This window comes from Bacillus sp. SM2101, assembly GCF_018588585.1.
In the GTDB taxonomy this organism is placed as follows: Bacteria; Bacillota; Bacilli; order Bacillales; family SM2101; genus Nanhaiella; species Nanhaiella sioensis.
The window spans coordinates 196,334-208,993 of sequence record NZ_JAEUFG010000009.1 but is presented as its reverse complement, the minus strand read 5'-3'; the positions used below and the strand labels follow the sequence as shown (position 1 = coordinate 208,993).

Genomic DNA, 12,660 nt, shown 5'->3' with positions numbered 1-12,660 from the left:
ATTGTTCCGTAGTATTCTCCGCTAACCTATTTATTATTATAACATCGTAACCACTTGCGCCCTCGTACACGCCTCCTCTATCCGTTCACCATTCGATATACCTTCCGCTTTCGCCCACGCAACAGCTTCCGCTAATTCTTGTTCGTAGGCTGATTGCGTTGGTTCAGCCGGCTTATACTCGTACCCAACATGGCGACAAAATGCCCGTACAACTGCCTCCGGGTAATCTTGCCAATCGTTAAGTAGTTGCGCAACATCATCCTTTTTCGAATCGAATTATACTCAGCGTCAATTAACGAAATAATTTCGTTTATTTCTTCAATTTTGTGCTGTCGTCGGTCGTATTCGAGCCATTCGCCATTTTCCCACGCCATAAGATCATCCTCCTTTCCGTTTTAGTACACGCGAAAAAGCCCGCCGTCGATGGCGAGCTTATATTTAGTTTAAGTAGGTTATATTAATGCGACGTGAAAGCGATAGCAACTGGATTAGAGCCAACTGGGACAGTTGCGATTATTGAATGCGTTTTTACATCAATTACTGAAACATTATTACTACCATTATTCCCCACATAAGCAAGTTTTCCGTCGGGTGTAAAAGAAACAAAACGTTGTTGACTACCCACTCTGACTACCGCTATGATTGAATGGGTTTTAGTATCAATGACCGTGACGGTATTTCCATTTCGAGTAACTACATACGCTAATTTACCATTCGGTGTAATTTTTACGTTATCGGGTCGATTATTAACGTTACCTACTTGAGTCGTATTTATAACTGAATGAGTTTTTATATCAATTACTGAAACTGTCCCTATATTATTTTGATTTTCACTCACAACATAAGCAAGCTTTCCATCTGAGGTAATTGCGGCATCTTGCGTAGAATTTGGCACAGCCACGTTAGCGATGACCGAATGAGTTTTAATATCTATAACCGAAACAATGCCTGGTTCGCTAAAATTCGAAACATAAGCAAGCTTGTTGTCTGGGGTAATTGCAATTGTATTCAGAAAGTCGTTAACTGACAACGTCACGATAACTGCGTGTGTTTTTGTATCAATTACTGACACTCTACGATCCATAGCATTAGATACATAGACAAACTTCCCATCGGGCGTAATAGCAATATTCCCGGGTGCGTCTCCCACGGTAACAGTCGCAATTACGGAATGTGTTTTAACATCAATAACGGAAATAGTGTTATCAGTCTGAACACTAAATATCCCTTGATTTGCGACATATGCTAATTTCCCATCTGGTGTAAATTTCACATCAACCGGACTACTTCCGACCGGTACTCTTGCTATAATAGAATGTGTTTTAGTATCGATGACTGTTACCGAATTAGTACCGAAACCACCGTTCGTAACATACGCAAGCTTTCCATCCGGTGTGATCGCTATATTGGTAGGGGAACCACTAACTGTAAGCCTTGCAATCTCACTATGTTTCTTCACATCAATCACAGAAACATTACCGGTTGAAGTTTCGTTAACAACGTAAGCCAGTACCATAGCGTACCGACCTCCTTACAATCGTTTTTACCAATGTATGCTAACTTAAAGATCAAAGTGATTTTTTGAATCCGTAAAGGAGCCTATACATAAACGGTTTAAGTCTACTAAAGCCCAATTAATCCTAAACTTCATCATAGCCAATGGCTCAGACAACTTTGTGAATGAGTGGGCTAAGAATGCGGTTAAAATGTGATTGAGCACGCGAAAAAGATCGAGAGAGAATGCTTCACCTTGCTATATAAGCAATTTACCCCGCTCAATAAGAACGGGGCTTTTTATTCTAACGGATGAAATTACGCATACACTGAAACAAAACGTATATAAGGAGGTCGGTACGATGGTACTGGCTTATGTTGTGAGTATGTCACAGAATGAAAATGTAACTGTTATAGACACTAAAACTCACTCCGTAATCGCAACCATTCCTTCTATAAATTTTCCAGCTAATGCTAATATCGCTATTACTCCAGACGGAAAGATCGCCTATGTGTTAATTTTAGATAACATAGATAATATTAGTTTAGTATCTGTCGTTGATACGAAGACACATTCAGTTATTGCAACCGTGCAAATAGGAAGTAATATAGGGTTTGTCCCACAAAATGCAATTTCCTTTACACCGGATGGAAAACTCGCATATGCAACTGTAAGTGGAGGAAATATCGTAACTGCCATAGATGTAAAAACACACTCTGTCATAGCTACTATACAGGCAGATATGGTACCAGATGATTTTGTCTTTACTCCAGACGGAAAACTCGCTTATGTTCTTAATGACTTTACACCAGGTAGTGTGTCTATCATTGATACAAAAACACACTCGGTTATTGCAACTGTGCCAGTAGATAACAGACCGAATTCTATCGAGATAACACCAGATGGACAACTTGCCTACGTAACGAACCGATTTTCCGAAAACGTATCGGTTATTGATGTAAAAACACACTCGGTCATAGCTACTGTTGTAGTTGGAATAGCACCTATCAAAGTAGCTTTTACTCCTGATGGGAAACTCGCATATGTTGTAAATTCAAATCCAAATGGTGTGGGTTCAGTTTCTGTCATTGATGTAAAAACTCATTCTGTTATTAAAACAATTTCTATTGCTGGTACCGGAGATGCGCCGAACAGCATCGATATTACACCTGACGGAAAACTGGCTTATGTAGTTACTAGGAACAGAAATATTGTCACAGTTATTGACATAAAAACACACTCGGTTATCACTATTATTCAAGTGGGCAATAATGATCAACCTCAACGTTTTGTCGCTTTCACGCCAAATGGAAAATTAGCATACGTGGGAAATGACATCGATGGAACTGTATCAGTAATAGACGTAAAAAACCATACTGTAATCGCAACCGTTGACGTTGATACGAACCCAGCTGCTATCGCCTTCACGCCAAATTAACCCCGCTCATTACGAACGGGGTTAATTTGGGGAGGTTTTCACTGATTGAGGAGTAAAGTTCCCCGCTTACCTACTTCTTATTCTCCAAGATCTGATATGCATCGTCAACATTTGGTGTTTAATACACCGTACCTCCAACCGTTCTCCATTCAGAATACCTCCTTACCCACACAATTTCTTTTTGGTCATCGTATGACTCATACACACCTCCTCTAACCATTTCTCATTCGAACTGTATGACGCTATTGAGCTTATTTTTAGACAGGTGTGAGGTCCTTGTGCTGATTGATTGATACCGTTAGAACTTAATGCGTGCTAATTTCGTCGTTTTCAATCTTCTACAAATCTGACGTGGTCGAAATGATAGTTCCTTTTATATTGTTTGCACTTTAGTATTAAACTGGGTAAATATCTTAATTTATAGTCAACATTTGTGTATATTTTACATTACATAGATGACGCTGTTCTTTAAATAACTTCAATCTAATCTCCCCTCCCATGAGCTGTTATTGTTTCATTTTGCTTTTCTCTATAAACAAACATAGCCTATAATACATTTTTTTGAAAAACTACATTCTAGCTTTGAGAATCAGTGCAGCAAACGACAAATAGAGTGCTTAAAATATATATGACTTATAAACTGCATCAGTTACCATTTTACATCTAAAGTAACACAATTTTTATTTATTATGTATATTCTGTAAAGAGGTGATATCATGCAGCTACAAGCAATAAACTCATCAAAAATTGAAGCAGTGGGATATGATAACAACGGGATGATTTTAAGGCTTAAATTTAAATATATTACTTGTGACTACTACGAAGTTCCCAGCGAAGTATACAGAAACTTTATGGCAGCATCTTCAAAAAATGGATATTTTACAAAACATATTAAAAATTCATACCGTTATTGTATCGTTTAAATCATATATATGAGAAATAACTGCTATACAAGTAGTTATTTCTTGTTCCTCTCAAAGATCTACACTGTAATATTTTAGATGAGACACGAGAACAGTATGTATAGATTTTCCCATGTTATGTATTCCTCTTTATCAATAACAATGGAAAAAACAAGTTTTTGCGGAACTTTTCTTTTTGCTCTTTTTATAAACTTTGTTCTTTTTACTTCTAAATCCATCGTTTTAATAGTAGAAAATTCAAAACAACACAATCAAAGAGAAAACACTATACATATAGATCTTGCCACAAGGATGCTTCTCCCATTAATTTATATAATCAGGTATACGTTTAACATATACTTTATATTTTAATGTACGAAAATTGTTACAATTAATGTCGAAATGTTATTTAAAACATTTTCATAGAATTTGTTGCTTTATAGCTCAAACAATAATAATATTAATTTTGATGTTATGAACGTGAGAATTTTTTGAGGTGAAAAAGATGTTAACTGGTTGGTTTTTATGGTTTATTCTGTTTTGGGTTGTTTTTCTTATTGGCATGTTTGCAATCGGAGGCTATTTCATGTTCCGCAAATTCTTCAAAAGACTTCCGAAAGAGGATGGTAAATCCGAATTGGATTGGCAAGATTATTATATTGAAAAAACGTATCACTTGTGGCCTGATGACCAAAAAGCTTTATTAGAAGAATTAGTTAAGCCAGTACCTGAACTTTTTAGGGATGTTGCCCGCCAAAAGATTGCAGGGAAAATTGGTGAAATAGCATTAGAGGAAAAAGCAAACTCAATTACACAAAGTCTAGTCATTAAGGGGTATATTTTAGCAACACCTAAGAGAGATCATAAATTTTTAGTTCGCACATTACGAGAAAAACAAATTGATCTAACACCGTACGAAAGTTTTTTTTAACACATTAAAATAGGCTGACTCAATTAAAGTGCTCCCTTTAAAGGTCATTTTAATTGAGAACAGCCTATTTTTACGTTTGCTATCATTGTTTGTTGTTTTCATATTAAGAGTAAACGGTGCTTTATGCACCTTATCATCACTAATTTCATCAAAATCGATTCTATTTTGGTAACCGTTTTTGACAAGACCTATGCTAAAAGCTCTTCAAAATTTGCAAGTTTATAACGATTCGTTCGTGGCTAACCTTGATGTATAAATCTTTCTATATTGAAAATACATTGCAATACGCCAAGGTACAATCATGCCAAAAGCTAAAATCCAAAACATACCACTTAACTCAGCATAGTTAATTTGTGTGCTTAAGTATGATTTAAAGATGATTCTTATGATAAGTAGCCCTATTAAAATGAATACAAAAGCTTTTGATCTCTTTAAATATATATCTTCCCCTCTCACTTCAAACTTAGAAGTCTTAATTAAAAGTATTGAAAAGAGAGCCCCGACCGTCAATGCTTCTATCAATTCAGCTGAAGAAACACGAAACATCGGATGGATAAACATCAATGCCCCCGTGCTCATAAATATTGGTGGTAATACTATTTTTTTAACATTCGTAGGTTTCTTGGCCGCTTTCATTCTAATTAAGATGACAGCAATCGCCATTAAAATTGCAACTATTGATGAAGCGTAAATCAATCAAATCAATCCTTTGCTTATTTATCTATAAAGTTTATTATACGTAATCATCATTATAAACGATAGTAGATAAATAAAAAAACCATTTAAGTCTTTTCTTAAATGGTTTTTTACATTAGCTTTTTTTAACTTATGTTGCGATCGTCTAGAACATCAAAATGAGGTTCTATGCTATCGTCTTTAAATTAGGTGATTTCCGCGACTTTACATCCTTAGAGCTAACACGATTATATCAATCGCTCGTAGCATTTATGCCACTCTTAAGACCAACTGCTCAAATTTTATGAATAATAGCAAAAACTTTTCTGAATGGAGCTTAGTTGTAAAGAAGAAAAGCATGAACTTTAGGGATAGTGTCGTTAATTCCTTATTACCAAATTACGTCAACAGAAACCTAAACATTTTATCGACTTAAATAACTCGATTAATAGCTTCTATTACACGACCCTCATCGAACGGTTTAACAATAAAATCTTTTGCACCTGCTTCTATTGCTTCAACAACCATTTTTTGTTGTCCCATCGCTGAACACATAATAATTTTTGCATGTGGATATTTTTGTCTAATTCCTTTAACTGCATCAATTCCACCCATACCAGGCATTGTTATATCCATAGTTACCAAATCAGGTTGTAATTCATCGTATAATTTAATCGCTTCATTCCCGTTTTCACCTTCACCAACGACTTCGTGGTGTGCTTTCTTTACTATGTTTCCAAGTGTCATACGCATAAATTTCGCATCATCAACAATTAATACTCTTGCCATACAATTCTTCTCCCCTCGACTCTAATAGCTCTATAGTCAAAAAGTCGTAACATCATATACTTTATCGAAAAATCACAATTTTTTCAATACTTTTGTTGTGATATGAAAGTCCTCATTTATTATAAAATGACCGTCTAAAAAATTAACGGGAACAAAAGTCCCCGTCACTCCTCTTAAGTTAAAACCCTGTAAAACCACCAAAAAATGGCGTAAGATAAATCGTTATTTTCGTCATTAAGTCAAAAAACAACATAATTCCAAAGACTATCATTATAAATCCACCAATTTTCATAATGGTTACATTATGTTTGCGTATCCAGTGCATTTTTCCTATGAAAAGGGATAGGATTAAAAATGGTATTGAAAAACCTAAAGAGTACGCAGTCATGTATATTACTCCTGAACCGGGATTGGCTGCAGCTAGCACTAATACACTTGAAAGGATTGGACCAGTACAAGGTGTCCAACCTGCTGCGAATGCCATACCAATTAAAGAAGATCCTACATAACCAGATGGACGATTTTTAAATTCGAGCTTTACGTCTTTCATCATAAATTTAGGTTTAAAGACTCCAATTATAACTAGACCAAAGAAAACAATTAATATGGCACCAATTTGCCTTATTAAATCTTTGTAGTTAATAAAAAATTCTCCAATAAATGATGTACCAAATCCTATCGCAACAAAGATTACTGAAAAACCAAGTAGAAAAAATATTGTATGTAATAAGCTTCTTTTTGCTAATTTGGTATTTTCATCTTTCAATTCTCCAACAGAAACACCGGTGATATATGATAAGAATGCTGGATATAATGGCAAACAACAAGGCGATATAAAAGATAAAAAACCAGCTCCAAATGCTAGAAAGATGTTAACATCAGCCATTTAAACAACTCCTACGTAGTAGATTCTCTTTATATTCTAGCAAATAAAAGAGGTAAATCCTCATTTGAAATTGTGACATATTTGTGTCGAACTTACTATCTCTGTTCATGATTTCCTTAAAATACTATTTCTTCTAATTTATCAGATTGACCATTTTGTAAAATAAACATTTTATAGTATAGGCCTTTTAATTGAAGAAGCTCTTGGTGAGAACCTCTTTCAACAATCTCACCTTTATGGAGAACGAGAATTTGGTCTGCGTCTTGGATTGTTGAAAGTCGATGAGCAATTGCTATTGTCGTTCTACCCTCTCTCATTTTAGATAATGCAGCTTGGATGGCTTCCTCAGTTTCAGTATCGATATTTGCGGTTGCTTCATCAAGTATAAGTACCTTTGGGTTTGTTGCAATTGTCCTTGCAAAAGCGATGAGTTGACGTTGACCACTAGAAAATGTTGACCCTCTTTCAACTACTTCTTGATTATATTTATTCGGTAGCTTATCAATAAATGAATCAGCTTGGACAAATTGTGCAGCTTTTTTCAAATCCTCTTCTTTTATAGAATTATTTTTCAGTTTGATGTTATCAGCTACCGTACCAACGAATAAAAATGGGTCTTGAAGGACGAGGCCAAGACTAGACCTTAATTCCTTATTTTTATATTTTCTAATAGATACTCCATCAATAAGAATATCTCCTCGATTAAATTGATAAAAATTCATTAACAGGTTGATGATCGAACTTTTCCCGCTACCAGTATGCCCAACCAAAGCAACTGTCTCTCCTTTTTTTGCAGTAAACGAAATGTTCTTTAAGATATCTTGTTTACCATCGTAAGAAAAACTAACATTTTTAAACTCAATATTGCCAACTTTGATCAAAGGATTGTTATCGCTATCGCTTTCAGGTGCTAGTTCATTTTCATCCATTAAATTGAATACTCTATCAGCTGAAACAATGGCTTGTTGATAAAGTGATAATCTCATCATCATCTCATTAACAGGCTCAAAAAAACGGTCTAAATAGCTAATAAATGCATACAGTACTCCAATTTCAATAGGTCCATCCATTGAAATTATCCCGAAATAAGAAAGCACTAGGATTAATGCCAATGTAGCAACTACGTTTATAGCTGGACGTAATAACAAACCATCTAATTTAATATTCTTCATTCCCGCACGAAAATGACCTTCGTTAATATGAGCAAACTCTTCTCTTAATCTGCGTTCTTGTCTGAAAACTTGAATGATTGCCATACCTTGAAGGGATTCATTTAGTTTAGCATTTAACTGACTCAACTTTTCACGCATATCTTGATAATATTTAGAACTGTAACGACGATAAGTTTTCATAATAAGAAAGATAATTGGAATAAGGACTAAACAAAAAATTGCTAATTGGACATTTAATAAAAACATAGCCACGAAAATACCAATTAAAAATACACCGTTTTGAACGAAAGTTGCTAACACACTTACAAACATATCTTTGATTGCTTCTGTATCATTCGTTACTCTAGAAACAATGCTCCCATCAGGAGTTTTATCGAAATACGATAAACCAAGTTGATGCACTTTATTAAATACATCAATTCGTAATTGCTGAATAATCTTTAGTGCTATTTGCTGAAACTTTAATAATTGGAAATATTGAATAATGACCTTAGCCAAGATGGAACCTAAATATCCAATTGCCAACAATAGAATCGGTCCATATTCTAAATTTTGTGGCGTTAAATAGTCATCAATAAATATTTTGACTAAGATTGGACCGATGATATCAGCTGTTGTTGCAGTTATTAATAAAGTAAATGCAATGACAAAAGATTTTTTATGGGCTTTCGTATACGAAAGCAGTCGAAACAACACTTGACGCTGCTTTTTAGCAGAAATTGATTTATCCATGTTTATCCTCCAAATTCAACAAGTGCTTCTAATTGCTGAGTAACATACATCTTTTTATACCAGCCAGCTTGATTCATTAGTTGTTCATGAGTCCCTTGTTCCATAATTCTACCTTCATCTATAACTATAATGAGGTTTGAATGTTGAATAGCACTCAATCGATGAGATGTTATCATTGTTGTTTTGCCGTTACGGTTGTCTTTTAGAGACGAAAGAATTTTCTCCTCTGTCTTCGCATCTACGGCTGATAAAGAATCATCTAAAATAAGAAGTTCTGGTTCCATCAATAAGGCCCGTGCAATTGCTATCCGTTGCTTTTGTCCACCTGATAATGAAACACCCCTTTCTCCAACTATTGTTTCATAACCATGTGTAAATCCGATAATGTCTTCATGAATATGAGCTAGCTTTGCTGCATGCTGTATTTCAAATATTGATGCTTCTGGTTTAGCAAAGGCTATATTATCTGCTATTGTACTTGAAAACAAAAAATGATCTTGTGGCACATAACCTATGGCACTACGTAATTCATGCAAAGAATACTTCTCAATAGGATGTTCCCCAAATAAGATTTCCCCTTCATATTTATCGAACTTTCGTAGAAGGAGCTTTAAAAGAGTTGTTTTACCTGCACCCGTTTTACCTACAATACCAATTGTTTCTCCTTTTCGTAGTTTAAATTTAATTCCATGTAAAACATTTTGCTGTTCATTAGGGTACGTAAAGCTATTAATATCATAGGTAATATGACCAGAAGGAATTTTCTTACTATCTATTGAATCATCGGCAATGTCGATTTTTTCAGATAATAAATTAGACACACGGTCATATGATGCTCTTCCTCTTTCCACAATGTTAAACAGCCAACCAAAAGCCAGCATAGGCCATATAAGTAAACCTAGATACGTCGTAAATGAAACTAACTCTCCTAATGTCATCTCACCTAGTAGGACATATCTGGAGCCAAACCCAACTGCCAAGAGAAAAGATAGTCCAACAATGAGAGATATAGTAGGGTCAAACAGCGAATCAATCCTAGCCACAGTTACATTCTTTTTGACGACGTCTTCAGATTGTTCAAAAAATGCCTCATTGTCTTCTTTTTCTTGTCCAAAAGTTTTAATAACTTTTATCCCGCTAATGCTTTCTTGAACTTTGTCGTTTAAAGAAGAAAAAGCTTCCTGTGCTTTATGAAAATGTTTATGCAATAATGTTCCGTAAAAATTGGTTGCTAATGCCATAAAAGGCAAAGGTATTAGACTAATTAATGTTAATTTCCAACTAATCGTGGCTGCCATCGTAATTAATACAAAACCACCAGTAGCTACTGAGTCGACAAGTGTTAATACTCCCGCACCCGCTGTTTGCTGAATGGCTTGAATATCATTTGTAGCATGTGCCATTAAGTCACCTATACGCTTTTTTTGGTAAAATGATTGAGACATTTTTGTGAAATGTTCAAATAATTGGTTTCGTAACAACCTAGCCAGCTTTACTGAAGATCCAAAAATCATCATCCTCCATACTAAACGGAGAAAATAAACTATAATAGTAACCGCAATTAGTAACAACATCCACTTTAATAAGAGATTAATAGATAACGTCTGATCATTAATATGATCTACAACAATCCCAATTACTTTAGGCGCAACAAGTTCCAGCATAGCTACTATACACAACACGAGAATTCCAAAAATATATGACTTTTTTTCTTTTTTAAAAAACCACATCAAGTCTTTAAAAACACTCATCTTTTGTCCCCCATTGAACTCAGTCAAGTAAGCTTGAAAATCGCTGTACTAAGTTAAGTCTCTTGCCTCACCCTCTTCACCAATAAGATTTCATCGCTCAGTGAGAAAGTGCTTGATATTTACTATGATAAGGTATGTACATATACATAAACATTAAAAATAATGTTTATTAGTATTGCAAAGAAATAATATGTATGAATAATCTAACATATACGAAAACTTCATAACAGTTTATTTGCAGACCATCTTCATTATTTGTAATCGAATTCATAAAAAGACACCCAACCATTTGAGTGCCTTACAACTTTATTTTATTTGGTTGTTCATTGCTTTCATCATTTGATTAATTTTCTTTTGTGATGGCTTTTGACCCATTTGCGCCATCATCACTTTCAACATTTGTTCATTAATAGGTGGATTTTTCTTAAGATAGTTCATCATATATTTTCGAGCTATGAAAAATCCTAGAGCAACTCCAGCAATTAAACCTAAAGATACCCATAGAACTATTTCCCACATACTATTTTCCTCCTTCAAATTGTCTACATTACAGTGTACTAAACCAAATACGATTATACAATAGTTAAGCACAAAAGTCTCAATAAGAAGTAATTTTTATAAAAAACATGTCATTTTATTATTTTTTACAGAATATTCAAAATATTATATATACAATAATGGTAATGAAAGATTCACTAACATTACTATAGAGCATTCATTTTAACTGGTTTTAACCAGCCATACCGATCGAGCTGTATATCCATTGCTAAGAAACATGGGTCGAATTTTCTTATTATCTCAAAAAATACAGCTTCAGCTTCATAGCTTCCTTCAGCAGTTAATTGCATGTATTCTTCATATACGACTAATTTTGCATAGCTTTTGTTATCAGGCAATAATATGGAATGAACCTTACGATGAGAGTTATTATCGTTCTGGTTGTGTAGTTGTTTCACCAATAATTTGTGGATTGTTTGAGTAGGAATTGGTTGAGTTATATACTCAATTTGTTTTTTTAGTAATTGTTTTCTTGCACCATTAGCATGTTCATAATCTACAAACAGCTGTAATAGCATTTTCTCTCGTCCAAAATAATGCTTAGCAAATTGTTCTTCAATTAAATAAATACGATAGTGTCTCACAAAGTTCCCTCCCTTATCCTACATATTTAATTTAATTATAGACTTGTCTTATTTAAATTATTGTCTTATTCCGCAAAAATGAACCACTTGTTTTGCCGAATTCTGTCTAATCTCTCTTTTAATGATAATCACCTATTTTATTTATGAGCGTATAATATAAAAGTTGAAAGCTACTTACACATAGATAAATGTTTTTCCTTCTAAAACAAAAAACATGCATACAATTCGTGTAATATAACAATTAATGCGAAAACGACGACCAAGCGAAAATAGCTTAACAGAAAGATTGAAGGAGGTATGATAAGGTGTTTAACCCCAAAGGTAATTGTGATCCTAGTGCATACCATTATCAAATAATATATAATTCCCCTCCATGCCTTAACGACTATCATATAAACCATACTAGTCGACACCCATATAACAACAGACAATTTCCTCCTGTTGACACTACAATGTTTAGTAAATCCGCAAAAGAAATGCAAAAGTTGATGAGTGAGGCCGCTTTAGTTCTAAATAAAATTGCTTACTCTAAGGAATTTGCACATCAGGTCATGACCGCCGCTCAAGAGTCTCAGTTAAATAAAGTTGAACAATTAATTAAATCAACAGGGATTACTTCAGAAGTTGAATGTTCATTTAATCCAGATGGTATTACAATCACTTTTATTTTAGCAACTAGTGAAATTGATTGTTGCCATTTAAGTATTATTTTGCGTTGGAGAAGTTAAGCTATCGTTCCTATTCTAA

13 protein-coding genes are annotated in these 12,660 nt (G+C 34.3%); 4 read left to right on the top strand and 9 right to left on the bottom strand.

Going from position 1 to position 12,660, the window contains the following annotated elements:
* Positions 1–131 precede the first annotated feature (131 nt).
* Complete coding sequence (locus JM172_RS11190) at positions 132–374, bottom strand: hypothetical protein (protein WP_214482382.1); 243 nt, start codon at positions 372–374, stop codon at positions 132–134.
* Between the two features lie 83 nt (positions 375–457).
* Entirely contained in the window at positions 458–1,516 is a 1,059-nt protein-coding gene (locus JM172_RS11185; protein WP_214482381.1) for a cytochrome D1 domain-containing protein, read from the bottom strand.
* A 340-nt stretch (positions 1,517–1,856) separates the two neighbouring features.
* Between JM172_RS11185 and JM172_RS11180 the strand changes: the two genes are divergently transcribed.
* The 3 genes from JM172_RS11180 (at position 1,857) to JM172_RS11170 (ending at position 4,766) form a co-directional block, all read left to right on the top strand.
* Positions 1,857–2,933 carry a cytochrome D1 domain-containing protein gene (locus JM172_RS11180; protein ID WP_214482380.1) on the top strand — a complete coding sequence of 359 codons (1,077 nt, stop codon included), beginning with the start codon at positions 1,857–1,859 and terminating at the stop codon, positions 2,931–2,933.
* A gap of 716 nt (positions 2,934–3,649) precedes the next feature.
* A complete protein-coding gene (locus JM172_RS11175) occupies positions 3,650–3,856 on the top strand; it encodes a KTSC domain-containing protein (protein ID WP_214482379.1) in 207 nt (68 codons plus the stop codon).
* A gap of 484 nt (positions 3,857–4,340) precedes the next feature.
* Positions 4,341–4,766 (top strand): DUF2621 domain-containing protein, encoded by a 426-nt coding sequence (locus JM172_RS11170; protein WP_214482413.1) that lies wholly within the window; start codon positions 4,341–4,343, stop codon positions 4,764–4,766.
* Between the two features lie 219 nt (positions 4,767–4,985).
* Here JM172_RS11170 and JM172_RS11165 read toward each other — a convergent pair whose 3' ends face one another.
* From JM172_RS11165 to sirA, 7 genes are all read right to left on the bottom strand, one after another.
* Positions 4,986–5,462: a CcdC family protein gene (locus JM172_RS11165; RefSeq protein WP_214482378.1), complete on the bottom strand. Its 477-nt coding sequence runs from the start codon at positions 5,460–5,462 to the stop codon at positions 4,986–4,988.
* Between the two features lie 411 nt (positions 5,463–5,873).
* Entirely contained in the window at positions 5,874–6,230 is a 357-nt protein-coding gene (locus JM172_RS11160; protein ID WP_214482377.1) for a response regulator, read from the bottom strand.
* Between the two features lie 178 nt (positions 6,231–6,408).
* Positions 6,409–7,116 carry a cytochrome c biogenesis CcdA family protein gene (locus JM172_RS11155; RefSeq protein ID WP_214482376.1) on the bottom strand — a complete coding sequence of 236 codons (708 nt, stop codon included), beginning with the start codon at positions 7,114–7,116 and terminating at the stop codon, positions 6,409–6,411.
* A gap of 116 nt (positions 7,117–7,232) precedes the next feature.
* A complete protein-coding gene (locus JM172_RS11150) occupies positions 7,233–9,020 on the bottom strand; it encodes an ABC transporter ATP-binding protein (protein WP_214482375.1) in 1,788 nt (595 codons plus the stop codon).
* 2 nt (positions 9,021–9,022) lie between these two features.
* Complete coding sequence (locus tag JM172_RS11145; RefSeq protein WP_214482374.1) at positions 9,023–10,771, bottom strand: ABC transporter transmembrane domain-containing protein; 1,749 nt, start codon at positions 10,769–10,771, stop codon at positions 9,023–9,025.
* A gap of 306 nt (positions 10,772–11,077) precedes the next feature.
* Positions 11,078–11,290, bottom strand: coding sequence for a YneF family protein (locus JM172_RS11140; RefSeq protein ID WP_214482373.1), 213 nt, complete (start codon positions 11,288–11,290; stop codon positions 11,078–11,080).
* A 185-nt stretch (positions 11,291–11,475) separates the two neighbouring features.
* The gene (gene sirA, locus JM172_RS11135) at positions 11,476–11,913 is read right to left on the bottom strand and encodes a sporulation inhibitor of replication protein SirA (protein WP_214482372.1); all 438 of its coding nucleotides are present in this window, start codon (positions 11,911–11,913) and stop codon (positions 11,476–11,478) included.
* Between the two features lie 305 nt (positions 11,914–12,218).
* Here sirA and JM172_RS11130 point away from each other — a divergent pair, with 305 nt between their 5' ends.
* Positions 12,219–12,641 (top strand): YuzC family spore coat inner layer protein, encoded by a 423-nt coding sequence (locus tag JM172_RS11130; RefSeq protein WP_214482371.1) that lies wholly within the window; start codon positions 12,219–12,221, stop codon positions 12,639–12,641.
* Positions 12,642–12,660: the final 19 nt, after the last annotated feature.